This is a genomic window from Luteibacter sp. Sphag1AF (genome assembly GCF_014192715.1).
Classification (GTDB): Bacteria; Pseudomonadota; Gammaproteobacteria; order Xanthomonadales; family Rhodanobacteraceae; genus Luteibacter.
On record NZ_JACHYH010000001.1, the window covers coordinates 792,608 to 818,180 of the forward strand.

Genomic DNA, 25,573 nt, shown 5'->3' on the forward strand with positions numbered 1-25,573 from the left:
GCGTCTCATCGGTGGGCTTCACCTCCCTGAAGCCACCTCAGGACGACGAACCTCACCCCTGGGTTTCGTCTCCGCAGCCCCGAAGGCTCCCCCTGGCCTCCGGGGCTTTTTTTGGTCTGTTCCCGACCCGCCCTTCACGTTTGTGACGGCATGCTCCGATCCCACCATCCAACGGAGCCACCCATGCGTATCGGACTTATTGTCGTCGGCCTCATCCTGGTCGCCGCGGGCATCTGGATCACAGTCGGTGGCGGCAGCTATCGGGATACCAACACCGTCGCCCAGATCGGCTCGGCAAAAATCACCGCGACTCACGACAAGGCCATCCCCCAGTGGGTCGGCATCGCAGGCATCGTGATCGGCGGCCTGGTGGCCGTGGGCGGCATCGCCCGCAAGCGCTGATGAAGCCGGCGGCGGCCTGCACGGAACGCAAGCCGCCGCCGATGCCTCCGGTACAATCCCGGAGATGGATGTTTCCTACCTTCTCGACTCTCTCAACGATGCCCAGCGTGAAGCCGTCAGCGCGCCGCCCGGGCATTACCTCGTGCTGGCCGGCGCAGGCTCCGGCAAGACACGCGTACTCACCAACCGCATTGGCTGGCTGACCCAGGTCGAACGGGCGCCTCCGTGGTCGATCCTGGCCGTCACCTTCACCAACAAGGCCGCGGGCGAAATGCGCGCGCGCGTCGATGGCCTGATCCCCGGTGGCACCCAGGGCCTTACCGTCGGCACGTTCCACGGCATCGCTCACCGCCTGCTGCGCCGCCACTGGCGCGAGGCCGGCCTCCCGGAAGGCTTCCAGATTCTTGACTCGGACGACCAGCAGCGCCTCATCAAGCGTGTGGTGGCCGGCATGGGCCTGGACGAGGCGAAATTTCCGCCGCGTCAGGCCGGCTGGCAGATCAACAACTGGAAAGACGAGGGCAAGCGCCCCCACGAAATTGAACACCGCGACCATCCGGTCACGCGCACGTTCGTGGAAATCTACAAGGCCTACGAGGAAGCCTGCCAGCGCGGCGGCCTGGTCGACTTTGCCGAACTGCTGCTGCGCGCCCACGAGTTGTGGCTGAAAGACCCCCAGGTGCTCGCGCACTATCGCGAACGCTGGCGCTACCTGCTGATCGACGAATTTCAGGACACCAACACGCTGCAATACGCGTGGATTCGCGTGCTGGCGGGCGCCACCGGCCAGGTGTTCGTCGTGGGCGACGACGACCAGGCCATTTACGGCTGGCGTGGCGCCAAGGTGGAAAACGTGCAGCAGTTCCTGCTCGATTTCCCCGGTGCAAAGACCATCCGCCTGGAACAGAACTACCGCTCCACCTCCACCATCCTCAAAGCCGCCAACCACGTCATCGCCCGCAACGGCGGCCGGCTGGGCAAGCAGCTTTGGACCGATGGCGAAGAGGGCGAACGCATCGCGCTGTACGCCGCATACAACGAGCAGGACGAAGCACGCTTCGTTATCGAACGCATCCGCGAACACATCGCCGAGCACGGCCATGCGCGCGATTGCGCCATTCTTTACCGCTCCAACGCACAGTCACGCAACTTCGAAGAACAGTTGATCCAGCGTGATCTGCCGTACCGGGTGTATGGCGGCCAGCGCTTCTTCGAGCGTGCCGAAATCAAGGACGCGCTGGCCTATCTACGCCTGGCCGCCAACCGTCACGATGACGCGGCATACGAGCGCGCCGTGAACACGCCGCCACGTGGCATTGGCGACCGCACGCTGGACGAACTGCGCCGTCGCGCCCGCAGCGAAAATACCTCGATGTGGGAAGCGTCGCTGTCGGAGATCACCACCGGCTCGCTGGCTGGCCGCGCAAAGAACGCGATCAAGGCGTTCGTGGCATTGATCGACGATCTGGCGCGCACCTTCTCCGGCCGCGCCAATGATGCCGAGTCGCCAACCGCGCTGGACCTGGCCGAACAGATGGAACACGCCATCGTTCACACCGGCCTGCGCGACTTCTACGAAAACGACCGTCGTGGCAACGGCGAAGCGCGCGTGGAAAACCTGGACGAACTGGTCAACGTGGCCAGCCGCTTTGAAATGACGCCCGAGGACATCGACGCAGGCCTTACCGAACTGCCCGCGTTCCTGTCGCACGCGGCGCTTGAAGCGGGCGAAGGTCAGGGTGAAGCCTGGGACGACTGCGTGCAGCTGATGACGCTGCACTCGGCCAAAGGCCTGGAGTTTCCGGTCGTGTTTCTCGTCGGAATGGAAGAAGGCCTGTTTCCCAGCCAGCGCTCCACCGAAGAAGACAACCGGCTGGAAGAAGAGCGCCGCCTGGCCTACGTCGGTATCACGCGCGCGCGGCAGCGGCTTTTCCTGAGCCACGCCGAATCGCGACGCATGCATGGCACGGAAATGCTGGCTCGTCCATCGCGCTTTCTCGGCGAGATCCCTCCGGAACTCATCGACGAGTTGCGTCCCCGTGTGCAGATCAGCCGGCCGGCTTATGCAGGTCGCTATACGGAATCATCGCCCGTCGAAGAAGCCCTGCCTGTTCGTCTGGGGCAGCGCGTCGGGCATCCGAAGTTTGGCGAAGGCACGGTTGTCAGTGCGGAAGGCAGTGGCGCGCACATGCGCATCCAGGTCAATTTTGAGGAAGCGGGCACCAAGTGGCTGGTCTACGCTTACGCGAACCTGACCGCACTGTAAGCAAAGGACAGCACGGATGATCGTCGGCATCGACCTCGGCACGGCCACCTGTCTCGCTGCCGCGTGGAAAGATGGCCGTCCGCGCCTCATTCCCAACGCGCTGGGTGACGTGCTGACGCCATCGTATGTTGGCATTGAAGACGACGGCAGCGTGGCCATCGGACGGCCCGCGTTCGAGCGTTGGGCCACGCATCCGCATCTCACGTCCCGACCGTTGCAGGGCCGCTTCGACGAAGTACCACCGCTGCGCGATGGTGACCGCGAACTGGGGCGGGACGAGTTGATCGCGCTGATCCTGCGCTCGCTGTGTGCCGATGCGCACGCCTTTCTCGGCGCGCCAGTCACCGCCGTTGTGATCGCCGTGCCCTGCGCACTCACCGATCCGGAACGGCGCGCCGTACTGCACGCGGGCAAGCTCGCTGGCGTGCGCGTGCTGCGTCTTCTGAATGCGTCCACGGCAGTGGCGCTGCATTACGCGCAGCCTCGTGCCGATACCAACAGCCGCTTCCTCGTCATGGACTTCGGCAGCGGTGGCGTCAACGTGGCGGCGGTCGATACCTTCGACGGCATCGTTGAAGTGAAAGCATGCGCGGGTGATCGTTCGGCCAGTGGTGACGCGGTGACGCGCCTGCTTGCCGGTCACCTGCTTGACGAAGCCCATGCGTCTGCGGAACTGCGCGCGGACGATGCCTTCATGCGCCGGCTGATGCTACGCGCGGAAGTCGTCAAGCGTGAATTGTCGGCAGGCCGGGATGTGACCCTCCCGGTCATTCCGCGCAGCAGCGATACCGTCCATGTGGGCGTAAAAACCTTCGAAGCCCTGCTCACCCCGTGGCTGGCGCTATTGTGGCGTCCTGCCGAACGCGTCATGCGCGATGCACGCCTGCGCGCCGCCGACCTCAACGCGGTGATCATCAGCGGTGGCACCAGCCAGCTGCCGCAGGTACGCGCGTTTGCCGAACAGCTGTTTGGCCGCCCACCCGTCGAGGGTGTTCCCGCCATGGAAGCGGTGGCAGCCGGGGCGGCCATGCTGGCCGGAATGATTGCGGGCGACGTGGGCCTGTCGCGATTCGCGCTCACGGATGTCTGTGCCTACACACTGGGCAGCATCGAGGACACCAGCGGCGGCACGTACTCGCCCGCCATCGAACGCAACACCGTCATTCCTGCGAGCCACACCCGGCGCATGCTGCCCTCGCCTCCTGACCGCCAGACACTCACGCTGGATCTCTACCAGGGTGAATCCCGACGGCGCGAAGACAACGTGCCCGTGACCAGCGTGCGCCTGCCCTTTGCAGACGGCGAAGGTACGGACATCCGCTTCAGCTATGACGCGAATGGCCTGGTCAGCATGGAGCGGGCCGAGGGACGTCAATGGATTCCTCTGGCAGGCGAAGGCTTGTCCGACCTGCACAGCGCCGAGCGTCGCGTGGCACTGGACGCATGGACCGTACCCGCCCGCCACGCGGTGCCACATCGCATGTTATTGACGGAGGCCGGCCGCGCACTGGCTGAGCTGCCACAACCCACGCGCGCGCGCCTCGCCCGCGCTATGCTTCTGCTTGGCGATGCGCTGGCTGCGCGCGACCGCGCTGCCAGCGCGCAACACGCGGCCACGCTACGCGAGATGCTTGCTGCGAACCCGCGCAGGGATGCACCGGCCACCACCTGATTCCACGGAGCCCGCGCATGATTCAGCGATTCATCCGCGACCGGCTGAAGCCGGACGAGCGCAGCGCACTCAACGAGGACCTGTGTGTGCACATCTTCACGACGTCAGCGGCCATGACGGGCGTGTGCCTCACCGTGATCGGCATCATCCGCGTGGTCATCAGTATCCGCGGCACGGACACCATCGCCGACGACATGCTGGCTGCCGACGCCATGCTTTACGTGACCGCCTGCTTTCTTTCCTATTGGTCGCTGCGCACCGTGCGCGCATCCCGCTCGCGCATCACGGAACGGCTGGCCGACACCATCTTTCTCGCAGCGCTGCTGCTCACCGTGGCCGCCGCTGGTGTGATTACCTGGGCCATCTCCGTCGGGTAGACTCGTAAGTTATAGCGGCACAGGGGTCGCGACGGACGACCGATGGACACGCCATGGTTTCTTGATGTGCTGCAACTGCCGGACTCGGCCGACGAGCGCTCGGTTCGCCATGCCTATGCCACGCTGCTTCGCCGCATCGACCCCCTGGCCGACCCGGAAGACTTCATCCGGCTGCGCACGGCCTACGATGAGGCGCGTCGCTGGACCGCCGAGGTTGCATCGAAAGAAGTTGCGGCCAGCGGGCCTGCACGGGACAACCGCGACAACTCCGAGGCGCCCGAAGCCAGCACGGCCGAGTGCCTGGCCAGCGAGCTGATCGAACGCTTCGTCACCCGCGCCCAGCGAACACCGCCAGCCGCGCTGCCTGCCTTGCTGGAGTCCACGCTGGCAGCACTGCGGCTGCAATACATCGACGCACCGGGCATGTTCGAGCACCGGCTGGTGAGCCTGCTGGAAAGCGGGGCCATCGCACATCGCGTCATGCTGTTCGACTGCGCGGCAAAGCTTTTCGTGTGGGATGAAATTGGCCACACCCGCTCGCTCGGGCGCGAAGGCGCCTGGGTGGATGCCGTACTGAGTCAGCGTACGCAATGGGACATCCACGTCGCACCATCACGCAAAGACTGGAATCACTTTCTCGATACGGCCGGCGGTGCCACGCTGCCGGAGCGACTGGTGCGAGACTGGTCGTGGTTCGCGCCACTGGCGGAACGCTACCCCGCGTACCTCAGCCTGTATCTGCCTCCCGGGCGCATCGCACAATGGCGGGATCGCTACTCCCCTGCGCCGGGAACCACGCCTGCACGTAAGGCGCAGCGTCAGCGCAAACTGCCCGCCTGGTTGATGCGCAGCGCGGCCGCCGTGATGGCGCTTGGCCTGATCGCCTTTGCGGCAGGCGCATGGCTGCGCCGCGAAACACCTGCCGACGCCGTGACGACCACACGCTGTAACGAGGTTCAGGCTTTGCTCGCCGGGCCGATATCATGGCGTCCTCGCGCCGGCACGCCCGAGGCGCTGGCACTGGATCGCGACAGTCGCGCATGCCGCGCACTGCCACCTGTTCATCACAAGGAGACACCATGAAGCACTTCAAACTCGCTGGCCTCGCGCTGCTGCTGTCACTCACTACGCTGCTCGTCGCCTGCGGCGCAGGCAAGCCGGAGAGCGCCGCGAAGGATTTCTACGGCTACGTGGCTGACGGCAAGACGGACAAGGCTGTGGACATGTTCTCCTATGGCGACCTGAAAGACACCGAGATGACCACCGCGCGCGGCAAGGTCACGGTCATTGTGGGCCAGATGCAGGCCACGATTTCCGGCGCCAAGGGTCTGGATTCGGTGAACATCGACAACGTGCAGAAGCCGGACGACGACACCGCCAACGTCACCTCCACGCTGAAGTTCGGCGATGGCTCGCAGAAGAAGGACACGCTGCACCTGGTGCGCGAAGACGGTCACTGGAAGATCAAACTGCGTTGATGAGCAAGCGCCACGCCATCCTCGCCGCGGGCGTGCTTGCCCTTGCGTCGCTGACGGCGTGGCGTTATCTGGGCCCCTCGGCCACAGCGGGCTCCATCGTGTTGCCCGCTCCGGTCGTAAACGATCTGCAAGCGGGCGACCTGATTTTCCGCGAAGGGCGCGAGCCGGTCAGCGATGCCGTTCGCGCCGTCGACATGGGTGGGTACAGCCACGTAGGCATGCTGCTGGGATCGCCCGGTCACTGGCAGGTCGTGCATGCCGTGCCGGCCGAACAACCGGATCGCATCGACGGCGTGGTGGACGATTCGCTGGACGATTTCCTGCTGCACGCCCGCGCGCGACGCGTGGCCGTCGTACGCGTGGAGGCCACGCCATCACAGCGCCTTGAGGCAGTGGCCCATGCGCAGGCCCGGCGCGGAACGCCGTTTCGGGTGACAGCGGATGGCACCTATTGCACCGAACTGGTGTGGCGCGCGTATCAGGACAGTGGTGTAGACCTGCGCGTGCGCTTCGAGCACATGAATCTGCCCTTGCTCACACCGGGCGATTACCTGCTTCCCTCGGCGCTACTGGCCTCACCCCGCCTGACGCGGCTCTACGAATCACCCGAAAGCTGACTGACGCGTGTGGGCCCGAATGGGGTCCACATCCGTGTGGAGAACTTCTGTGCGGCGCGGACGCTGCATCCTTGAAGGACTCCATTGTTGCTTTCGGTCGTCACGTCGTAGAAGACGAAAATTCTCAAAAATCAGGCTAAATAAAATGAGAGGCGTCCATCGCGGGCAAGCTCGCGATTCCTGCGCAGCGAGGCAACGAACGACCTCAGGGCGATAGCCGTGGCACGCCATGTTCGTCGCGCTCTTCCACCGCAGTCACCCGGGTGTCGATGCGGACATTGCGATGCTCAGGCAACACCTCGGTCAAGTCACCGCGGGTGAGCGCCAGTGCGTTGCGATAGCAGCGCTGCGCCATCTCCGCATTGCCCTCGCCCACATACACATCACCCAATGCTTCCCACGCCGCAGGCGTCGGCTCGATGGCGATGGCACGTTCCAGCCAGGGGCGCGCCTTGCCCCACAGTCGCACACGAACACACATGCGCCCCAGCGCCGTCAGCAGTGCTGCATCGTTGGGGTGCGCATCCACCCAGCTTTCGGCGCGGCGCAAACGACCTTCGATATCTTCACTGCCCAGCGAACCGTACGTGGTGATGAGCAGCGGCGACCACTCGCGACGCAACGCGGATTCCAGCTCGTCCATCGCCGCCATGCTCTGGCCAAACGAGGCGGCCCGGCGCGCATACGCATCAATGGCCAACGGCAGACGGCGCTGCCCTTTCGGCAGCTGTGCCCAAAGCGCAGCCAGCGAAGCCCCATCCGGCGTCTGTTCGATCTGTGCCGCAATGACGCGGGCTTCGATGTCGGCAAACGCACGCGGACCCAGTTCGCCACTCTTCTGCAACGGATCAAGCGCCCGGCTCGCGCCACGCGCATCACCCGCCCACAGCGAGGCTTCAATGAATTCCACCCAGCCCGCTGGCGTCAGTGCGCCACTATCGGCTTCGGGCGAAAGCAACGCCAGCGCTTCCGCACCGCGTCCGGAGCGACGGAGCAAGCGCGCACGAAGGATGCGCGCAGCGCGCGGCGTTTCCTGCGCGGCCTGATCCAGCGTTTCCAGCGCGCGGGTGGTTTCCCCATGACGCTCCGCCGCTTCGGCGGCAGCGAGCAATGCCGGACCACGCACGGAGGGATAGCGCGCCGCGCGATTCAGATCACGCTCGGCTTCGCCATGACGCCCCTCGATCAACAGCACCAGGCCGTCCGCCAGACGGCGGCGGCTGAGCCGGCGATGACGGCGGTTCATGGCACCGAACGGCCAGCGCACAAGCCGGATCACCGCACTTATGACCGCCCAGGTCACCAGCAGGATGGCGACGCCGGCAATCACCGAGGTTTCGACGATGTACCCGCGCATGCGGATCAGCACATAACCGGGATCTTCGGCCACCCAATGCCAGCCAAACGCGGCAAGCGCTGCAATCAGAAGAAGAGCAAGGAGCCAGCGCCAGAGCTTCATGGCGTGCCCCTGGCCGCGTCAGCGGCGATGCTGGCCGCATGTGCCGGGGCCGGGGCCGATGCCGACGACGCCGGCGCAGCCGTGCCACCCTTCACAGGTTTCAGCGCATGCACGGAACGCAGGTTGCGCAGTTCATCCAGCGCGCTGCCAAGCTTCGGAGCCGCACCTTTCGCCGAACTTCTCACCAGTGCGGTGATGCTTGCCTGCGCCTCGCGCACGGCCGGCATCGAAGTGTCGAACTGGCTGGCCAGCGTGGCCGCTACACGCTTCAGCGATGCGTCGCGTGCCACGTCGTCGTACGCAAGAATCGCGGCCTCGGCGTGGGCAATGTCCAGCATGGCCAGTTCACGCGCAATGCGCCCGTCGGCGGCAGCCAGCGGCGTGGAATCGTCGCGACGCACGCTGACCACGGAGCTCAACGCCTGCTTCGCGCGCTGCCAGAACCCGGTGGCGGCTGCATCATTCTGCGGGCTGTCCAGTGGTTTCAGGGGAAGCGACGGCAACTGCGCACGAAGCGCCGCCAGCGTATCCAGATCATGACCACGCGCGATGGGCTGCACGGCGGCGAGCGCGGCGCGCTCCGCACCCAGGCTCTGGCGCACGCCGGAGAAGGCCGCATCGTTCACGGCAGCCAGCGTCTTGTCTGCAAGTTCATAGGCCGACAGCGCGCCGGATGCATCGCCGAACAGCGCAAAGCGCTCTTTGGCCATGCGCAGCAGTGACTCCGCTTCGTCCAGCAGCATGGCGTCATGTCCGGAGAGACTCTGCTCGGACAGGTTGGCCACGGCATCTTCCAGATTGCGCGTGCGCTCGGACACACCCAGCACTTCTTCGCGCAGCGAGCGGTTCACGGCGTCCGAATCACCCATGCGTTGACGCAGCACATTACGCTCGTCGCCCATCGTGGACACACTGGCAGAGAGCGTCGCAACCTGAGCCTTCAGGGTATCCACAGTGCGTGCATTTTCACCGTCGCGTTGTTCAAGCTGCCACACGCGATAGCCGGCATATCCCGCTGCGCCCAGGGCAACCAGCGCGAACAGCACGGCAACGGCCAGCGTGCCACCGCCGTGGCGCGCAGCAGGTGCGGGGCGGCGGGGTTCCGGGGCGGCTGCACGCGGCGCGGCATCGTGGGCCGGCGTAGCCGGAACGGAGTCGGTCTGTGGGGAGTCGGTCGTCATCGGGGCATGCTATCAGGGCAAATGTGAGAGAGGTTCACGCACGTCAAATACGGGTGAAATCGAGTGCGGCGGCCGCTGCCACCAGATCGGCGGGCTGGACCGACCGGGCCACGGCAATGCGGGTGAAGCCCGCAGCGCGGGCAGCCTCCGCAAGGCGCTCGCTGCTGACCACGGCCACCGACGCCACCAGCCGCCGCCATGCCGGCGCGGGCAGCGCCCGTTGCAGATGATCGAGGGCATCGGCGCTGGACAGCATGACCGCCGCGCGCCGGGAAAGCTTGAGCAGGGGATTCACGTGGCGCCCGTCCAAACGCGGGGCGCCCCGGTGGTAGACGTGCACTTCGTTCAATTGCGCGCCCCGGGCCTTCAGTTCCGCACGGATGAGACCCCGTCCACCCGGCGCACCGACCAGCGCCACACGCTTGCCGGCGATCTCCCGCAGGGCTTCCAGCGCCAGCACGCCTTCGCTGTCCTGCGACTGCGTGGGGCAGATGACCCCGGAGACGCCGGCCTGCTCCAGCGCGCGCGCCGTGCCGTAGCCCACGGCGAGCACCCGGGCCGAGGTCGCCAGCGGGTGCACAGCGGCCGCAAAGCGCACGGCGGCAGGACTGGTGAACAGGACGATGTCGCCGGTCAGAGCGGCAGCCAGAAGCTCACCGGTCGCGACCGCGTCATCCACGGCGCGCAGCGACAGCCCCGGCACGGTGATCGCCACGCCGCCCAGCGAGCGCACCCGACGCACCAGCGGCGAGGCTGTTCCAGCGGGACGGGTGACGACAATGGTCACGTTGTGGAGCGGGCGACCGGGCTTCACGGCGCTTCCTTCGCATATGCTGATACGCCAATCAGTCTACCCCGGCTTGCCGTGGCCGCCGCGCGTCGGTCAGACTCGGCGGTCTATGAACGACCGTACCGACGCTATCACTGCTCTCGAGACTTTCATTCTCAACGGCATCCCCCTCGCCCGCTCCATGAATCTGTCGATTGCCTCCTACGATGGCGACCGGCTGGTCATGGCGGCGCCGCTTGGCCCGAATATCAACGACAAGGGCTGCGCCTTTGGCGGCAGCCTTGCCAGCGTGATGACCCTGGCCTGCTGGGCCCTGGTCGAACTGGCCTGCCGCGAGCGCGGCGAGGACTGCGACGTGTTCGTCGGCGAGTCGACCGTCCGCTATCTGGCGCCCGTCTGGGACGACATTCGCGCGGAGGCCTGCCTGGCGCCGCATTCCAGCTGGAAGACCTTTTTCGCCACGCTGGCGGCGCGAGGCCGGGCCCGGTCGCACTTCCGCTGCTTCGTGCCGGGCCAGGCCAAGCCGCTGGCCAGCCTCGATGCCGTGTTCGTTGCCAAGCGGCGGGCAGCGTAATCGGGCAGAATTCGCGCGACCTATCGCAAAGGACACGTCATGCCCCGTTCCCTTTTACTGCTTCTTGCCGCCGCGCTTCTGGTTCTGGGCGGCTGCGCCACCAGCAAGAAAAACGACGGCATGACCAACACCCTGAACCGCTACGGTTCCACGGTGCGCTGGGGCGACTTCGAGACGGCGTCCATGTTCCTGGACCCCAAGTACCGCGAGGAACACCCGCTGACCTCGCTGGAGCTGTCCCGTTACCAGCAGTTGCGGGTCACCGCGTATGACGACGGCAACGGCCCCACGCCCAGCGGCGAGAACGAAGTGACCCAGGTCGTCCAGATCGGCGTGACCAACGTGAACACCCAGGCCGAGCGCATGATCATCGACCGCCAGGTCTGGCGCTATGACGCGGCAAAGAATCAGTGGTGGCTGGTGTCCGGCCTGCCCAACGTCACCCCCCAGTAACCCGCTATAATCGCGCGTTTACCCTTCAGGGCGCGCGCGTCCACGGACTGATGCAATGAACGACGTACTGCACAAGCTGCCCACCTTCCTCACCAACCACATGCTGCTCGCGGCATTGTTTGTGGTGATTCTTGCGGCGCTGATCGCGAACGAAATCAGCCGCCTGTTCCGCAAGTGGAAGGCCGTGACGCCCGCTGGCCTCACGCAGATGATCAACCGCGAAAACGCGCTGGTCATCGACATGTCCAGCTACGCCGACTTTGAAAAGGCCCACATCCCGGGCTCGCGTCACGTGGCACCCAGCCAGTTTGATCCGGAAAACAACAAGGATCTGGTCAAGGCGAAGGAACTGCCTGTCGTGCTGGTCGACAAGGATGGCCGCAGCGTCGGCAAGGCCGCCAACCGCCTCATCAAGGCCGGTTTCCAGAAGGTGTTCGTGCTGGACGGCGGCGTGTACGCCTGGCAATCGGCTCAGCTGCCGGTGGCCAAGGGCAAGAAGTAAGGCCGCCGCATCGCTGGCGGCGCGGCGGCATCAACGGGTCAAAGCCCGTGGATGCCCGCCCGGCCCTGAAGAATCGCCGACAGCACGTCTGGCGCGTAGTCAAACGAATCGAAGTACAGCCTCTCCTCCGGCAGGTTCGCATCGAGGAACAGCCCCTTGCCCGCCGAAATCATCGCGGGCGGCCCGCTCATGTAGACGTCGAAGTCCGTGAGGTCCGGGTGGTCTTCCAGCAGGGCCTCATGCACCAGGCCCTCGCGCATGCCGCTTGCAGCGGCCTCCTGAGCATCTGAAATCACCGGAATGAAGCGCAGCGTCGGCATGTCCGTTGCCCATTGCGTGGCCATGTCGCGCAGATAAATGTCGGCAGCCGTGCGGGCGCCCCAGTAAATGTCGATGGGACGGCGCGTGCCCAGCGCCAGAAAGTGCTCGACCAGCGCCTTGACCGGCGCAAAGCCGGTGCCGCCGGCCATCATCAGGATGGGGCGCTCGGAATCCTCGCGCGGCACGAAAGTGCCCAGGGGGGCCTCAATAGTGAGCCGGTCGCCCACTTTCAGGGATTCATAGACCCAGGACGTGAAACCGCCTCCGGCCACGTGGCGCACGTGAAGCTCGATGGCGCCATCCGCACGGGGGCAGCCGGCAATCGAAAAAGGCCGGTGTTTGCCGTCTTCCAGAATCACGTCCAGATACTGCCCGGGCAGCCAGTTCACACGCGTTCCGTCCACGGGGACAAGCCACACGCCCACCACATCCGGTGCCAGCATGCGGCGCTCGGAAACAGCCACCTCTACGCGACGGTGCGGAATGTCCTCCACGGAGGCGATCTCGCGGGCCTCGATCACCAGGTCGCCGCAAGGCACCGCCTGACACAGCAGCACGGCGTGATGGCGCTGGGCGGCGGCACTGAGCGCCACGGGAGGATTGCGCGGATAGGCGCACTCGCCTTCCACCAGCGTGGCCTTGCAACTGCCACACACGCCGCCACGGCAGGAGTAAGGCAGTGCGACACCCGCGCGCTGAGCGGCTTCGAGCACAGTTTCGTCCACGGCGGCGTCAAACTGGCGGCCGGACGATTTCAGGGTAACAGTGGGCACGTACGCATTGTGGCGGGAGGTGGGGCCAGGAACAATGATGGCGAACTGGCCCGGACTCAAGGGAGGCCCTGACGCCGGGCGGCCACGCACGTAGACTTGGCCGATCATTTCCCCGGAGTCACACGGCGCATGTCCATCTGGAAGCAATCGACCGAGCTCGCACGCATCAATGCGTGGAGCGCCAACACCATGATGCAGACGCTGGATATCCGCTTCACCGACGTGGGCGACGACTGGCTGCGCGGCACCATGCCCGTGGACCCGCGCACGCGCCAGCCGTTTGGCCTGCTGCATGGCGGCGCCTCGGTGGTACTTGCCGAAACCCTGGGCAGCACGGCCGCGCTACTGACGCTGGACATCGAGAAAGAACTGGCCGTGGGCCTGGACATCAACGCGAACCACATTCGCGGCGTCACCGCAGGCGTGGTCACCGGCACGGCCCGTGCCGTGCATCTGGGCCGTACGACCCAGGTGTGGGAAATCCGCATTGAAAACGAGGAAGGCGCGCTGGTTTGCCTGTCGCGCCTGACCATGGCGGTGATCGCGGCACGCGGCGGTATCCCGGCGAGCCTGCGCGCGTGACGGCGCGGGCGCCCTATGCGGCGCTGTCGCCCGATGTCGTGCTGGCTGCGGTGGAAGCCGCCGGCCCCTGGACAGACGGCCGCCTGCTCACCTTGAACAGCTACGAGAACCGTGTCTTCCAGATTGGCCTGGAAGATGGCGGCTTCCTCGTCGCCAAGTTCTACCGGCCTGATCGCTGGACCGATGAAGCCATCAGCGAGGAACATGCCTTCGCGCTGGAACTGGCCGGCGCGGAACTCCCGATGGTGGCGCCCATGGCTTTCGACGGGCACACGCTGCTGCGTCACGAAGGCTTCCGTTACGCGCTGTATCCGCGTCGCGGGGGGCGCGCGCCATCGCTGGAGTCACCCGAGCAACTGCAATGGCTCGGCCGCCTGCTGGCCCGCATGCATGGCATCGGCGCGCGCGCCCGCTTCGAGGCGCGCGGCACGCTGGATCGCGCCAGCATGGTCACGGCCCCCGTGCAGGCCGCCCTGTCATCGTCGTTGCTGCCGCCGCATCTGCATGATGCCTACCGGCGTGCCAGCGAGCGCGCAGGCGATGCGATTGACGCCCGAATCCATGCCGTGGGCCCGGTGTCCCGCCTGCGGCTGCATGGCGATTGCCATCCGGGCAACGTGCTGTGGACCGACAACGGCCCCCATTTCGTCGATCTGGACGACGCCCGCACCGGCCCGGCCGTGCAGGACCTGTGGATGCTTGCCGGCGACGACGCCGCCATGGATGCACTGCTGGACGGCTACGAGCAATTCCGCGATTTCGACCGCACCGAACTGGCCCTGATTCCCGCCCTGCGCGCGATGCGCCAGGTGCATTACGCGGGCTGGATCGCGCAACGCTGGCATGATCCGGCCTTCCCCGCCGCGTTTCCCTTCGCCGCTGAAGCGCGCTGGTGGGAGCAACACATCGCCGATCTTCACGACATGGCCGACGACCTCGGCTGACGCCTTACCTGTACTGGAGTGTTCATGCGTTCGCTGCTATTTCGCATCATCGGTGTCTTTCAAATCGCGGGCGGCCTGTTTGGCCTGGTCGCGCTGATCCATCGCGTGCTCGGCGCTGGCGGCATCAATGCCGTGATCGCCGTGCTGGGCTTTCTTGCCTTCGTCTTCGTGATGGTGGCCGGCGTGCTTCTGATTGCCGGCGATGCGCTGGGCGAGCGGCTGTCTTTCTGGGCACAACTGTTGCAGACGCCCCTGCTCGCCACTCCCATGATCAGCTATGCCTTCAACAGCGGCGCTTTCGCCAATCTGTTCCTCACGCTGCAGTCCTCACCGCGTGCCGGTTTTGACTGGTCCATAGCCACACACGGCTGGCTGCTGGCGTTCAACGGGCCTTCGGTATCGCATATCGGCGTGAACCTGCTGGCGCTGGCGTCGGTGTTCATCCTGCGGTTCAGCCGCTAAGACCGCTACAATTGCCGGATGAACACGCCTAATTCCCGCCCCACCATCCGCCTCAAGACCGACCGCGCCCCGGGTCATCCCTGGGTCTGGTCCGCACAGGTCATCAAGCCCGACGACCGTCTGCCGCCCGGCAGCGTTGTCGACATCGTGCAATCGAAGGGCGGATTCGTCGGTCGCGGTTTCTGGAATGGCCACGCGCGCGTCGCGCTGCGCGTGCTGACCACGTCGCCCGACGAAGCCATCGACGACGCCTGGATCGCCGCGCGCATCGCGCGTGCCGTGGACATGCGCCGCACGATGCTGCGCCTGGACGAGCACAGCGACGCATGGCGCGTGGTGCACAGCGAGGGTGATGGCCTTTCCGGCCTGGTGGTCGACCGCTACGCCAATCATCTGGTGGTGGAATATTTCGCGGCCGGCATGTGGCGTTTCCGCGAAACCATCCACGCCGAACTGCTGCGCCATTTCCCGGGCAGCTCGCTGTACTGGTTCGCTGAGCAGCACGTCCAGCGCCAGGAATCGTTCGACGTACGCTCCGGCGACGCACCCGATGCCGTGGAAGTCCACGAGCATGGCCTGCGTTTCCACGCGGCACCGGGTCTTGGCCACAAGACTGGCTTCTTTGCCGACCAGCGCGACAACCGCCGCCGCTTCGCCGAACTGGCGCGCGGCAAGCGCGTGCTTGACCTGTGCTGCAACGCCGGCGGATTCGCCGTGCACGCCATGGCGGCTGGCGCGCGCGAAGCCATCGGCGTGGACGCCGACGCGGCCATCCTCGAAGTGGCCCGCGCCAACGCCGCACTGAACAACGTGCAGGCCACGTTTGAACAGGGCGACGTCTTTGAATGGCTGCGTGCTGCCGTAGCCCGTGGCGAGACCTACGATGCCGTGGTGCTGGACCCGCCCAAGCTCACCCGCGACCGCAACCAGGTCGTTGCTGCGCTGAAGAAGTATTTCGCCATGAACCGCACCGCGCTGGACGTGGTGGCTCCCGGCGGCATCCTGCTCACCTGCTCGTGCACAGGCCTGGTCAGCGAGGGCGACTTCGTGGAGATGATCCGCCGCGTGTCGCTCAATGCCGGTCGCGAAATCCAGATCCTGCAAAGCGCCGGCGCCGGCGCCGATCACCCGGTATCGAGCACCGTGCCCGAAGGCCGGTACCTCAAGGCGGTGTTCTGCCGCGTCGACTGACGGGTCGTTCACCGGCTCTTGATCGCATGCCGGCACACACTGCCGGCATGACGAAGAAACCACCCGCCGAGGCGCAGGTCATGGCCAGCGCAGAACAGGCCCACGCGAAAGCGGCGGGCCTGATCTACGTTTGCGATACCGACCAGGGCATCACCCGCTGTCGACAGGGGAAGGGATTTTCGTATCGGGATGCCGACGGCAAACGCATCACCGACGACGACGTGCTGACCCGCATCCGCGCACTGGCCATTCCGCCAGCTTATACCCGCGTCTGGATCTGCCCCAGCGCACGCGGACATATCCAGGCCACCGGCCGTGATGCCCGCATGCGCAAGCAATACCGCTATCACGTGCGCTGGCGCAGTGAGCGCGACCGGGGCAAGTTCGAGCACATTCTGGCGTTTGGTCAGGCACTCCCCGCCCTGCGCCGACGACTGAAACGCGACCTGGCGCTGCCGGGCCTGCCACGGGACAAAGTGCTCGCACTGATCGTGAGCCTGCTTGAAGAAACGATGATCCGTATCGGCAACGATGCCTACGCCCGCGAGAACAACTCCTTCGGCCTGACCACGCTACGCTCGCGCCACGTGGAAGTGCGCCGGGGCCGCATCGAATTCCGCTTCCGTGGCAAAAGCGGCCAATGGCGGGAAGTGGCGCTGGACGATGCGCGGCTGGTGAAAGCGGTGCGCAAAGTGCAGGACCTGCCCGGCCAGCGCGTCTTCCAGTTCATTGACGATGAAGGACACCGGCAGCCAGTGGACTCAGGCATGGTCAACGATTACCTGCGCGAGGCCACCACGGGCGAATTCACCGCCAAGGATTTCCGCACCTGGGGCGGTACCGTGCAGGCAGTGGCCGTACTGGCGCGCACACCGCTTCCCCAGACCGGTGGCGAACGGGCGATCCGTTCGGCGCTGGCTTCGGCCGTTGCGGAGGTCGCGCAGGTCCTGGGTAATACACCGGCTGTATGTCGGAGGTCGTATATCCATCCGGAAGTGTTTGCCGGATGGTTGGACGGCGATTTGCACAAACGTGTTCCCGAAGACAGCGCGCGTTACCCGCGCAAGCTGGAACGACTGACACTGGCCTGGCTCAAGAAGCGACTTCGTGCCGGAACAGGCGCACATCGAAAGCGGACCCCGATATAGTGACGGCCAAGGGACAACCGACGACAGCGCAGAGGCGCGGCATGCGGCAATTCATAGCTCGACTGATACTGTGCGGCGCGCTTGGCGTGGCCGGCACAACAGCCGTGCCTGCACGCGCTCAACAGGAGGCGCCGATCCCGGTGCCGCTGGCGCTTCCCGATGCGTCATCGCACCAGGGCGTGGTCGACGAAAGCTGGATCATCGCCCCACGCAACCTCCCTCACGCCACACTTGCCGCCGTCAAGAATTACGCCGACGAAGGCGATCTGGCCGCAGGTGTGTCACTGCGCTATCGCATTCCGGGCGCGGACTGGATCATCGCCGACGTCTTCATCTACCCAGCCGGTCAGGGCGACACGAAGCGCATGCTGAAGCAGGCGGTGGAAGATTTTCGCGAATCCATCGCCTACGCCGAACGCCAGTCGATCTACCGGAACATCTGGTGGGGTCAGGAAGAGGACTATGCCACGCCGCTGACCGGCGGTGACAAGCTGGCAGGGCGATTCCTGCCGCTGGTGTTCGACGCGCAGAACGACATGCTCACGTCGCGTACGTACCTGTTCTACCGCAAGCTCTATTTCCTGAAAATCCGCCTGACCACGACCGTCGATGCCGTGGACTCGCTGTCGGACATGGCCGATGGCTTCATTCGCGACGTGGTCAACGGCGTGGACATCGTCAGCGTGGGTACGTGTGGCCGCTCGTTCGATCTCCAGGTACTGGCGCCCGGCCAGTCACTTCCCTCGGACATGTCCGATGGCGTCAGCCCGGAAGGTTTCCGCGCGATGCTGAAGACGCAGCCGGGCTCGGCAAGCTACGCCACCCAGCTGAGCAAGGCACTGGCGCTGGCCGGCAAGCGCCAGCGCGCGCAGGGCTGCACCAGTCTCGACTACCACCCGCCCGCCGACGACCCGACGCATGCGGTCCTGCATCTGCGCTTCGGGCCGAACGATTGGGGCGCCGCACCGCGCCAGTAATTCTCAGGCCCTGAGAAGCCAGCGGGTAGACTGTGTGCCTGTCACACGGATCGCCCCATGCCTCTTACCACTGTGCTGCTCATCCTCACTCTCCTGATCGCACTTGCCTGCGTCGGCCTGCTGGTCATTTTGGTCGGCCGGGGCCGCAACGACGGCGCACTGGTCGAGCGCCTGGAAGCCATGCGAGAAGACAACCGCCGGCTGGAAGCCGCACTGCGCGAAGAACAGCGTGCGGGCCGCGGCGAACTGGGCCAGACCTTCGCCCAGTTCCGGGGCCACATGCAGGAACAGCTCACCGCCATGTCGCAGCAGCAGCAGGAGCGCATCGAAGGCTTCGGCCGCCGCCTCGACCAGCTGACCGAGCGCACCGACAACGGCCTGCAATCGCTGCGCCTGGGGCTGGCGGACGACTCCCGCAAAACCCGCGAGGAATCGGCGCTCACCCTCAAGCACTTTGGCGAACTGCTGGACAACCGCTTCACCGCGCTGGGCGCCGAAAACGAAAAGCGCCTGACGGACATGCGCACCACCATCGAAACGCGCCTCACCGCCATCCAGCAGGACAACGCCAGCAAGCTCGAACAGATGCGGGCCACCGTGGACGAAAAACTCCAGTCCACGCTGGAAACCCGTCTGGGCCAGTCGTTCAAGCTGGTTTCCGACCGCCTTGAAGCCGTGCAGCGCGGCCTCGGCGAAATGCAGACGCTGGCCGCCGGCGTAGGTGACCTCAAGCGTGTGCTGACCAACGTGAAAACGCGCGGCACCTTCGGCGAAGTGCAGCTCGGCGCCCTGCTGGAGCAGATTCTGGTGGCCGAACAATACGCCGCCAACGTCGCCACCATCCCGGGCTCCGCCGAGCGCGTGGAATACGCCATCCGCCTGCCCGGCACCACCGATGGCGAGCCGGTGTGGCTGCCGATCGACGCCAAATATCCCATCGAGGATTACCAGCGCCTGCTCGATGCCCAGGACGCCGCCGATGTTGACGGCGCTCTGGTGGCCGGCAAGGCACTGGAGCTGCGCCTGCGCGAGGAAGCCAAACGCATTCGCGGCAAATATGTTTCGCCGCCCCACACCACCGACTTCGCGATCCTGTTCCTGCCGACCGAAGGCCTCTACGCCGAGGCGATCCGCCGACCGGGCCTGTCCGATCAGCTTCAGCGCGACTACCGGGTCACCATCGCCGGCCCCACCACGCTGACCGCCCTGCTCAACAGCCTGCAGATGGGCTTCCGGACGCTGGCCATCGAAAAGCGCTCCAGCGAGGTCTGGCAGGTGCTGGCTGCGGTGAAGAGCGAGTTCGGCAAGTTCGGCACGGTGCTGGAAAAAACCCGCAAGCAACTGGACACCGTGCGCAACAGCATCGACAGCGCGGGCGTCCGCACCCGCCAGATCGAGCGCCGCCTGAAGGGCGTGGAATCGCTCAGTGCCGACGACAGCCAGGCCGCCCTGGCCCTGCTGCCCGGACTGGACGATGAGGCCAGCCCGGAAGTCCCTGACGATGGCGACGAGTCCAGCTGAGGGCCAAAATTCCAGCCACGACAGGTACAATGCCCGTTTATTTTCCCTGAGGATTGCCTCGATGAGCGACGACGCCAAGAAAGGCAGCGTGACCCGCGAGCAGGCCGAGGAAGCGGTTCGCACCCTGCTGGTATGGGCCGGCGAAGATCCTTCCCGTGAAGGCCTTCTCGATACCCCCAAGCGGGTTGTCAAAGCCTATGGCGACTGGTTCGCGGGCTACGCCGTCGACCCGGCCGAGTACCTGCGCCGCACCTTCGAGGAAGTGGCCGGCTACGACGAAATGGTCGTGCTGCGCGACATCGAATTTGAAAGCCATTGCGAACACCACATGGCGCCGATCATCGGCCGCGCGCACGTGGGCTACATCCCCACCGACCGCGTCGTGGGCATCAGCAAGCTTGCCCGCGTGGTCGACGGCTTCGCCCGTCGTTTCCAGGTACAGGAAAAGCTCACCGCTCAGATCGCCCATTGCATAGACGACACCCTGCGTCCCCGTGGCGTCGGCGTCGTGATTGACGCAAGCCACGAATGCATGACCACCCGCGGCGTGCACAAGCGTGGCGTGTCGATGGTCACCAGCCAGATGCTGGGCAGCTTCCGTGAAGACCCGCGTACCCGCAGTGAGTTCCTGCGGTTCGTCGGCGTCGATCGTCGCTGACCTTGGCCGACGCTACCGACCACTCGCCCACCGACGAACGTCTGCAGGATCTCTTCCGCGACGGCATCGTCGCTGAAGACCTGCCCAGCGCCTTCCCGCTGCTGCGCGGACGTGCGCTGCTGCGTGCGTTCAGCGCACTGTTCCATGGCAGCGAAGCGCAGGTGCTGCTGCGCCTTCTGGTGTTGCGTACGCTGGGCAACCGTTCTCATGCGCCCGAATGGGCACCCCCGGAAATCCGCGAAGCACTCGCCTTCGTGGATCCGGTCAAGCTCGACACCGTCGTTCAGCGCCTGAAGGACCACGAACTCCTGGTCTGGGACAGCGAAACCCTGCGCTATCGCCTGGGTCAACTGGGCCGCAAGGCGCTCGCCGCGCTGGCCACCATGCTGGAATTCGAGCGCGACGATGACGATGGCCTGGGCTATCTCACCGCGCAGCTGGCCGCCGGTCAGGCCGTGGGTCGCATCTCCGTCGATGAGCTGGGCCATCTGCTATCGCGACTGTCGGAACTGAAAGACGACTTCGACCGCGCGGTGCTTTCCGGCTCCGAACACCGTATCCGGCGCGCTGCCGAACGGCTGGATTCGGTGTGGACGTGGGTGGAGAAAGGCACCGAAATCGTGTCGCGCATCGGCGAGCAGGAAGACATTGATCCTGCCGCTCATCGTCTTGCCCAGGCGGTGGGTCGCGCGCAAAGTGCGCTGCTGCGGCAGGCGGGCACGTTCCAGCGTGAACTCAACAAGATCGACCAGCATCGCGTGCACCTGGGTCGCACCGGCCTGTCCTCGTCCGACCTGGTTGGCTGGCTGCGCTCGCTGGATGTGGAAGCGCTGGCGGCACACGCCGACGGCCAGTCGCTGATGCCGTTGCCCGCGCCATTCATCCACGATCAGATCGCGCTGGACGTTGCCGAGTTCGAACTGCTGGAGCGCGAGCGCGTCGCCGCTGAAATCACGGCGCTGCCGGATGCGGAGTCCACCCCGGACACCGCCGACCTACCCATGGACGACGAAGACCTGCGTCATCTGGAATCGTGGCATGCCCAACTGGCGGCCATCACGGCTCCGGTCACACTGGAATCCACGCTGGTCGGCGACGATTACGCACTGAGTGCGTATCGCCTGTCGCTGCTGGGCCTGCTGGGCGATCCGGAATCGGCCGCACTGGAAGGTGGCACCGCGGAGCTTGCGCGCCTCCCGCTCGCACTCGACATTGAACCTCATCTCATCGACGTCGATCTCCCCCGGATCGCGCTGGTCAGCGCCGGACGCCTCGTGCCGCGCGCGCCAAACGGAAAAAAGACCGATGCATGACGAAACCGCCACCCTGGTGACGCGCCTTCTGGCGCAGCGCTGGCTGCCGCGCGAAGACGTGCAGGCACGCCGCGCGTTGCTGGACGACACTTTCCGCGAAGAACTGGACCGCCGCCTCGCATCGGTGGGCCTGGAACTGCGCGAGCACCCCTATGCCGCCTATATCGGCCTGGCCGTTGCGCGCAGCAGCGAACGCGCCGTATTCGGAGGCAGCGACAGCTGGATTTCCAACACGCTGCAACTGGATCGCGATGCCGTCGCGTTGCTGGTGGTGATCTGGGCGTTGATCGTGCTGCCCAAGCGCCAGCGCCAGCTGGAACGCCAGCAGGCAGAAGCCGACGCATCGCAGACGCAGATGTTCGCTGAAGGCAAACCCATTCCGCGCGATCCGGCCATTGCGCCTGTGATTGCCGAACGCACGCTGCTGGCCGATTTCGGCGACAAGCTGGGCGGCAAGATGCGCATCAACGTCAACCTCGGCATGCTGGCGCGCCTGGGCTTTGTGCAGCGGCGCAAGGGCGAAGTGTCCGAAGGGCCGCTGCTGGACCTGGCCTTCGACTACGACCGCACTGCACGCCGCATTCTGGATGGCGCACTGGGCGATCTGCTGGCCAACACCGTGCCCCGTGACACACGGCACGACACCGCCGACGACATGGACGACCTCGACGACCTGACCGAGACGACCGACGAGGAAGTGCACGATGTTTGATATCCGCAGCCTGGAAGTCGTGCATTGGGACTACTGGCAGCGCTTCAGCCTGCCGCTGGATACCAACATCGTTACCGTGGTCGGCCCCAATGGCTCGGGCAAGACCACGCTGCTCGACGCGCTGCGCACGCTGCTGACCATCGACTGTGCCGGCAACCGCGACTACAAGAGCTACCTGCGCCACAACGGCAAGCCGTTCGCATGGCTGCGCGCCCGCGTGGGGAACACGCCGGGCCCCAGCGGTGAGCGTCCGTTCTTCCCGCTGATGGATCGCGAAGTCACCCTCGCCTGCCGCATCCAGAAAAAGGGTGGCGAGTGGCAACGCCAGTACGCGGTCATGGGTGGCGACGTCAGCATTGATGACATCGAGGCACGTGGCGAATGGCTGGGCCTTCGCGAGTATCGCGTGCGCCTGGAAGGCGCCGGCCTGTCGCAGGCCATCCGTCGCGTGCTCACGCTGGAACAGGGCGCAACAGACAAACTCTGCCAGATGCCGCCCAAGGCGCTGCTGGATCTGGTCTTCGACGTGTTTGGCGACAAAGTGGTGCTGGAAGACTACCAGCGCGCGCGCAACGAACAGTTTGAAGCCGACCGCGAACAGCACGACCTCGAACACCAGCTTTCACTGATTGGCGTCAGCCTGCAGGAAGTGGACGGCCGCACCCGCTCTTTCCAGGAGTGGAACGCACTGAAGCGCGAGCGCGTCGACCTGGTGGCCGACGTGTTGCCGCGCACCGAATTCGCCGAACTGCATGGCGGCATCCGTGGCGCGCGTCCGCAACTGATCGGCCTGAAGCGCAAGCGCGACGAGCTGGAGAAGCGCGACCGCGACATCGAGGCGAAACTGGGCGAACTCGACCTCGCCGAACAGACGCTGCGCAGCGAACAGAACACGGCCGATATCGCCCGTCAGGCCGCTCGCAAGAGTCTGGACGAAGCTCGCGCATCTCTCACCGAAAACGACCTGCTGCTTCGTCAGGAGACCCGCCTGCGTGAGCAGGTCGCCGCGCAGGGTGGCGCCGATCACGAGCAGCTGGCCAACGTATTGGTGGAATCGCGCGCAAAGCTCGCGATGCTGCAAACCGACGAAGCCCGGCTGCGCAACGAACTGGCCACGCTGACCTCGCAGCTGTCTGCATGGCGCAGTGGCCGCCGCTACACGCCGGAGTTCGAGCAATCGTTCCGCCGTGCGCTGGACGATGCAGGCATCCGCCACAGCATGCTCAGCGAGATCGTGGAGATCACCGAGCCGCGCTGGCAGGCTGCGGTCGAAGCCGTGCTGGCGGGCTTCCGCCACGTGGTACTGCTGGACGATCCGCGTGATCGCGACAAAGCCTGGTCGCTGGGCGAAACCCATCGTTACAAGCATTTCGTCGTCGCCGATCGCGCGCCCGCCACCGGCAAGGTCACGCGCGGCTCGCTGCTGGAAGTGGTGGACTTCACCGCCGCCGCACCCGAATGGCTGCTGCGCCAGCTTGATCGCATCCAGCGCGTGGACGACGTGGCCGACGGCGCGCGCGTCGCGAAGGACCAGGACTGGATCACGCCGCAGGGCTACTTCCGCGAACGCCGAGGCGGTCGTCACCTGGGCGTGGACGATGTGTACTTCGGCGCCGCCGCGCGCGAGCGCCAGTTGGCTGATGGCGAAGCGCGCCTGCAGTCCATCGAAAAGGATCTGCGCGCGTTCGCTGATGCCCGCAAGGAATGGCAGCGAAAAGCCGGCGATGCCGAAAGCGTGCTGCGCGGCGCCAACGCCAGCGGCCAGCTGGCCGACCGTGCGGACGAGTTTGCCGAAGCTCACGCCCAGCAAGCGGGTCTGCGTGAAGACATGCAGCGCTGTGCCGACAGCTATGCAGCCGCCGAAGCCCATTACGAAGCCGTGCGCGAACGCCGGGTCAACAACTCGCGGGCGCGCGACAACGAAGCGCGCGATCATCGTCAGGTGCAGAACCAGTTGGCCGACAGCGTGCGCATGTACGCCCAGGGCCGCACGGAACAGATCGAACGCCTGAAGGCGATCCGCGCGCGCCGTGAACACGTGCGCATTGACCAGCGCACGCCCAAGGCCATGGCTGCCCTGCGCGAACGCTATGAATCGCCCGCCGCCGTGCGCCGCGAAATCGAACGCATCGAGCGCCGTCTGGAAGAAGGCCATTGGGAAACCGACGCCAGCTGCGTGCCGTTGCGCGACAAGCTCAGCGCCGACCACGAAGGCCTGAAACACGATCTGGAGCGTCGCCGCGTGCATCTGGAACGCGCCTCGCGCATCACCAATGAAGCGCGCGGTGCCTACATCCAGGTGCTGCGCAATACCGTGCGCCGCTATGCCAAGAACCTGAAGGTACTGGCAGAGCTGGCTGGCATCGGCGTGGAAGTGGACCTCCCCGAACTCAGCAACGACGATCTGGCGCTGGCGTCAGCCGCGCTCAACGTCCGCTTCGAGTTCGACAAGAAAGGCTGGATCGGCATGGATGATGGCGAGGCGTCGGGCGGCCAGCAGGTGATGAAATCATTGCTGCTGCTCGTGGCGCTGATGCGCGACGAAGATCGTCCCGGCGGTTTCGTGTTCATCGACGAGCCGTTCGCGCATCTGGACATCTTCAACATCGACAAGGTCGGTGCGTTCCTGAAAACCACCAGCGCGCAGTACATCCTGACGACGCCGGCCACGCATAACGTCAACGTGTTTCAGCCGTCCGAAATTACCCTGGTCACCAGCAAGCGCCGTCCCGGTGCCACCTGGGCGCAGCCACTGGCCGTGCTGCGCCGCCGCCCGGAAACGGCGGGAGAAACGGCGTGATCCGCTCTGCCATCGCCATCGCCCTGCTGTTTGCGGCGGGCGGCCTGTGCGCCCAGGCACTTCCCGGCAGTCCCGGCGAGTATCTCAAACGCATGGACAGCAACGGCGATGGCAAGGTGAGCGAGGCGGAATACGTTCAGTACATGAGCGAAGGCTTCCGGCGCATGGACGTCAATGGCGATGGCGTGCTGGACGCCAGCGACGGTCCCATGCGCCCGGGCGCCCGGCCGGTGCGACTGGAAGACTTCCAGCGCAACCTGATCCGGCAGTTCCATAAGCTGGACCGGAATCATGACGGTTTTCTTAATGCGCGCGAACTTGTACAACCGCCGCAAGAATAATGCGACCCTGTCGGCATTCTCGTAAGATGTGACTCTTCGCAGGACAACGCGACGGTCGG

General features: G+C 65.6%; 26 protein-coding genes. 22 read left to right on the forward strand and 4 right to left on the reverse strand.

Going from position 1 to position 25,573, the window contains the following annotated elements:
- The first annotated feature begins 183 nt into the window (after positions 1-183).
- The 7 genes from FHW69_RS03605 to FHW69_RS03635 all read left to right on the forward strand — a co-directional run bounded on the left by FHW69_RS03605 (position 184) and on the right by FHW69_RS03635 (position 6,812).
- Positions 184-402 (forward strand): hypothetical protein, encoded by a 219-nt coding sequence (locus FHW69_RS03605; RefSeq protein WP_183421635.1) that lies wholly within the window; start codon positions 184-186, stop codon positions 400-402.
- Between the two features lie 64 nt (positions 403-466).
- Positions 467-2,668, forward strand: a complete 2,202-nt coding sequence (gene uvrD, locus FHW69_RS03610; protein ID WP_183421636.1) for a DNA helicase II — start codon at positions 467-469, stop codon at positions 2,666-2,668.
- Positions 2,669-2,684: 16 nt separating this feature from the next.
- Positions 2,685-4,340: an Hsp70 family protein gene (locus FHW69_RS03615; RefSeq protein ID WP_183421637.1), complete on the forward strand. Its 1,656-nt coding sequence runs from the start codon at positions 2,685-2,687 to the stop codon at positions 4,338-4,340.
- A 17-nt stretch (positions 4,341-4,357) separates the two neighbouring features.
- Positions 4,358-4,717, forward strand: coding sequence for a hypothetical protein (locus FHW69_RS03620; protein ID WP_183421638.1), 360 nt, complete (start codon positions 4,358-4,360; stop codon positions 4,715-4,717).
- Between the two features lie 42 nt (positions 4,718-4,759).
- On the forward strand, positions 4,760-5,800 hold the full coding sequence (locus tag FHW69_RS03625) for a hypothetical protein (protein ID WP_183421639.1): 1,041 nt from the start codon (positions 4,760-4,762) through the stop codon (positions 5,798-5,800).
- A complete protein-coding gene (locus FHW69_RS03630) occupies positions 5,797-6,195 on the forward strand; it encodes a DUF4878 domain-containing protein (protein ID WP_183421640.1) in 399 nt (132 codons plus the stop codon). Before FHW69_RS03625 ends, FHW69_RS03630 begins: the two co-directional genes overlap by 4 nt.
- Positions 6,195-6,812 carry a YiiX/YebB-like N1pC/P60 family cysteine hydrolase gene (locus tag FHW69_RS03635; protein ID WP_221195357.1) on the forward strand — a complete coding sequence of 206 codons (618 nt, stop codon included), beginning with the start codon at positions 6,195-6,197 and terminating at the stop codon, positions 6,810-6,812. The genes FHW69_RS03630 and FHW69_RS03635 overlap by 1 nt, the downstream gene beginning before the upstream one ends.
- Before the next feature lie 205 nt (positions 6,813-7,017).
- On the opposite strand, the gene FHW69_RS03640 is transcribed toward FHW69_RS03635, so the two are convergent.
- The 3 genes from FHW69_RS03640 to FHW69_RS03650 are packed head-to-tail and all read right to left on the reverse strand — an operon-like array spanning position 7,018 to position 10,266.
- Positions 7,018-8,271, reverse strand: a complete 1,254-nt coding sequence (locus FHW69_RS03640; protein ID WP_183421642.1) for a heme biosynthesis HemY N-terminal domain-containing protein — start codon at positions 8,269-8,271, stop codon at positions 7,018-7,020.
- Positions 8,268-9,452 carry a uroporphyrinogen-III C-methyltransferase gene (locus FHW69_RS03645; protein ID WP_183421643.1) on the reverse strand — a complete coding sequence of 395 codons (1,185 nt, stop codon included), beginning with the start codon at positions 9,450-9,452 and terminating at the stop codon, positions 8,268-8,270. Before FHW69_RS03645 ends, FHW69_RS03640 begins: the two co-directional genes overlap by 4 nt.
- Before the next feature lie 43 nt (positions 9,453-9,495).
- Positions 9,496-10,266: a uroporphyrinogen-III synthase gene (locus FHW69_RS03650; RefSeq protein WP_183421644.1), complete on the reverse strand. Its 771-nt coding sequence runs from the start codon at positions 10,264-10,266 to the stop codon at positions 9,496-9,498.
- Positions 10,267-10,351: 85 nt separating this feature from the next.
- On the opposite strand from FHW69_RS03650, the gene FHW69_RS03655 reads away from it, so the two are divergent.
- From FHW69_RS03655 to FHW69_RS03665, 3 genes are read left to right on the forward strand one after another with little or no spacing between them, the layout of a single operon-like run.
- Positions 10,352-10,816, forward strand: coding sequence for a YiiD C-terminal domain-containing protein (locus FHW69_RS03655; protein WP_183421645.1), 465 nt, complete (start codon positions 10,352-10,354; stop codon positions 10,814-10,816).
- Positions 10,817-10,855: 39 nt separating this feature from the next.
- On the forward strand, positions 10,856-11,269 hold the full coding sequence (locus FHW69_RS03660; protein WP_183421646.1) for a hypothetical protein: 414 nt from the start codon (positions 10,856-10,858) through the stop codon (positions 11,267-11,269).
- Positions 11,270-11,324: 55 nt separating this feature from the next.
- The gene (locus FHW69_RS03665) at positions 11,325-11,771 is read left to right on the forward strand and encodes a rhodanese-like domain-containing protein (RefSeq protein ID WP_183421647.1); all 447 of its coding nucleotides are present in this window, start codon (positions 11,325-11,327) and stop codon (positions 11,769-11,771) included.
- A 38-nt stretch (positions 11,772-11,809) separates the two neighbouring features.
- On the opposite strand, the gene FHW69_RS03670 is transcribed toward FHW69_RS03665, so the two are convergent.
- Entirely contained in the window at positions 11,810-12,865 is a 1,056-nt protein-coding gene (locus FHW69_RS03670; RefSeq protein ID WP_343203985.1) for a 2Fe-2S iron-sulfur cluster-binding protein, read from the reverse strand.
- A gap of 129 nt (positions 12,866-12,994) precedes the next feature.
- Between FHW69_RS03670 and FHW69_RS03675 the strand changes: the two genes are divergently transcribed.
- The 12 genes from FHW69_RS03675 (at position 12,995) to FHW69_RS03730 (ending at position 25,514) form a co-directional block, all read left to right on the forward strand.
- A complete protein-coding gene (locus FHW69_RS03675) occupies positions 12,995-13,447 on the forward strand; it encodes a hotdog fold thioesterase (protein ID WP_183421649.1) in 453 nt (150 codons plus the stop codon).
- Positions 13,444-14,391, forward strand: a complete 948-nt coding sequence (locus FHW69_RS03680; RefSeq protein WP_183422261.1) for a serine/threonine protein kinase — start codon at positions 13,444-13,446, stop codon at positions 14,389-14,391. Before FHW69_RS03675 ends, FHW69_RS03680 begins: the two co-directional genes overlap by 4 nt.
- Positions 14,392-14,415: 24 nt before the next feature.
- Positions 14,416-14,853 (forward strand): hypothetical protein, encoded by a 438-nt coding sequence (locus FHW69_RS03685; RefSeq protein ID WP_183421650.1) that lies wholly within the window; start codon positions 14,416-14,418, stop codon positions 14,851-14,853.
- Positions 14,854-14,871: 18 nt separating this feature from the next.
- A complete protein-coding gene (locus FHW69_RS03690) occupies positions 14,872-16,044 on the forward strand; it encodes a class I SAM-dependent rRNA methyltransferase (RefSeq protein WP_183421651.1) in 1,173 nt (390 codons plus the stop codon).
- A 26-nt stretch (positions 16,045-16,070) separates the two neighbouring features.
- The gene (locus tag FHW69_RS03695; RefSeq protein WP_183421652.1) at positions 16,071-17,192 is read left to right on the forward strand and encodes a DNA topoisomerase IB; all 1,122 of its coding nucleotides are present in this window, start codon (positions 16,071-16,073) and stop codon (positions 17,190-17,192) included.
- A gap of 41 nt (positions 17,193-17,233) precedes the next feature.
- Positions 17,234-18,169, forward strand: coding sequence for a hypothetical protein (locus FHW69_RS03700; RefSeq protein ID WP_183421653.1), 936 nt, complete (start codon positions 17,234-17,236; stop codon positions 18,167-18,169).
- A 57-nt stretch (positions 18,170-18,226) separates the two neighbouring features.
- On the forward strand, positions 18,227-19,690 hold the full coding sequence (gene rmuC, locus FHW69_RS03705; protein ID WP_183421654.1) for a DNA recombination protein RmuC: 1,464 nt from the start codon (positions 18,227-18,229) through the stop codon (positions 19,688-19,690).
- 61 nt (positions 19,691-19,751) lie between these two features.
- Positions 19,752-20,348: a GTP cyclohydrolase I FolE gene (gene folE, locus FHW69_RS03710; protein WP_183421655.1), complete on the forward strand. Its 597-nt coding sequence runs from the start codon at positions 19,752-19,754 to the stop codon at positions 20,346-20,348.
- A gap of 2 nt (positions 20,349-20,350) precedes the next feature.
- Complete coding sequence (locus FHW69_RS03715) at positions 20,351-21,661, forward strand: hypothetical protein (RefSeq protein WP_183421656.1); 1,311 nt, start codon at positions 20,351-20,353, stop codon at positions 21,659-21,661.
- Positions 21,654-22,373, forward strand: coding sequence for a hypothetical protein (locus FHW69_RS03720; protein WP_183421657.1), 720 nt, complete (start codon positions 21,654-21,656; stop codon positions 22,371-22,373). The genes FHW69_RS03715 and FHW69_RS03720 overlap by 8 nt, the downstream gene beginning before the upstream one ends.
- Positions 22,366-25,173 (forward strand): AAA family ATPase, encoded by a 2,808-nt coding sequence (locus tag FHW69_RS03725; protein ID WP_183421658.1) that lies wholly within the window; start codon positions 22,366-22,368, stop codon positions 25,171-25,173. The genes FHW69_RS03720 and FHW69_RS03725 overlap by 8 nt, the downstream gene beginning before the upstream one ends.
- Positions 25,170-25,514, forward strand: coding sequence for a hypothetical protein (locus FHW69_RS03730; protein ID WP_343203953.1), 345 nt, complete (start codon positions 25,170-25,172; stop codon positions 25,512-25,514). The genes FHW69_RS03725 and FHW69_RS03730 overlap by 4 nt, the downstream gene beginning before the upstream one ends.
- The last annotated feature ends 59 nt before the right edge of the window (positions 25,515-25,573 follow it).

Coding starts and splice junctions, on each gene's coding strand:
- FHW69_RS03605 (WP_183421635.1), top strand. CDS start 184: ATGCGTATCGGACTTATTGTCGTCGGCCTCATCCTGGTCGCCGCGGGC.
- uvrD (WP_183421636.1), top strand. CDS start 467: ATGGATGTTTCCTACCTTCTCGACTCTCTCAACGATGCCCAGCGTGAA.
- FHW69_RS03615 (WP_183421637.1), top strand. CDS start 2,685: ATGATCGTCGGCATCGACCTCGGCACGGCCACCTGTCTCGCTGCCGCG.
- FHW69_RS03620 (WP_183421638.1), top strand. CDS start 4,358: ATGATTCAGCGATTCATCCGCGACCGGCTGAAGCCGGACGAGCGCAGC.
- FHW69_RS03625 (WP_183421639.1), top strand. CDS start 4,760: ATGGACACGCCATGGTTTCTTGATGTGCTGCAACTGCCGGACTCGGCC.
- FHW69_RS03630 (WP_183421640.1), top strand. CDS start 5,797: ATGAAGCACTTCAAACTCGCTGGCCTCGCGCTGCTGCTGTCACTCACT.
- FHW69_RS03635 (WP_221195357.1), top strand. CDS start 6,195: ATGAGCAAGCGCCACGCCATCCTCGCCGCGGGCGTGCTTGCCCTTGCG.
- FHW69_RS03640 (WP_183421642.1), bottom strand. CDS start 8,271: ATGAAGCTCTGGCGCTGGCTCCTTGCTCTTCTTCTGATTGCAGCGCTT.
- FHW69_RS03645 (WP_183421643.1), bottom strand. CDS start 9,452: ATGACGACCGACTCCCCACAGACCGACTCCGTTCCGGCTACGCCGGCC.
- FHW69_RS03655 (WP_183421645.1), top strand. CDS start 10,352: ATGAACGACCGTACCGACGCTATCACTGCTCTCGAGACTTTCATTCTC.
- FHW69_RS03660 (WP_183421646.1), top strand. CDS start 10,856: ATGCCCCGTTCCCTTTTACTGCTTCTTGCCGCCGCGCTTCTGGTTCTG.
- FHW69_RS03665 (WP_183421647.1), top strand. CDS start 11,325: ATGAACGACGTACTGCACAAGCTGCCCACCTTCCTCACCAACCACATG.
- FHW69_RS03675 (WP_183421649.1), top strand. CDS start 12,995: ATGTCCATCTGGAAGCAATCGACCGAGCTCGCACGCATCAATGCGTGG.
- FHW69_RS03685 (WP_183421650.1), top strand. CDS start 14,416: ATGCGTTCGCTGCTATTTCGCATCATCGGTGTCTTTCAAATCGCGGGC.
- FHW69_RS03690 (WP_183421651.1), top strand. CDS start 14,872: ATGAACACGCCTAATTCCCGCCCCACCATCCGCCTCAAGACCGACCGC.
- FHW69_RS03695 (WP_183421652.1), top strand. CDS start 16,071: ATGCCGGCACACACTGCCGGCATGACGAAGAAACCACCCGCCGAGGCG.
- FHW69_RS03700 (WP_183421653.1), top strand. CDS start 17,234: ATGCGGCAATTCATAGCTCGACTGATACTGTGCGGCGCGCTTGGCGTG.
- rmuC (WP_183421654.1), top strand. CDS start 18,227: ATGCCTCTTACCACTGTGCTGCTCATCCTCACTCTCCTGATCGCACTT.
- folE (WP_183421655.1), top strand. CDS start 19,752: ATGAGCGACGACGCCAAGAAAGGCAGCGTGACCCGCGAGCAGGCCGAG.
- FHW69_RS03720 (WP_183421657.1), top strand. CDS start 21,654: ATGCATGACGAAACCGCCACCCTGGTGACGCGCCTTCTGGCGCAGCGC.
- FHW69_RS03725 (WP_183421658.1), top strand. CDS start 22,366: ATGTTTGATATCCGCAGCCTGGAAGTCGTGCATTGGGACTACTGGCAG.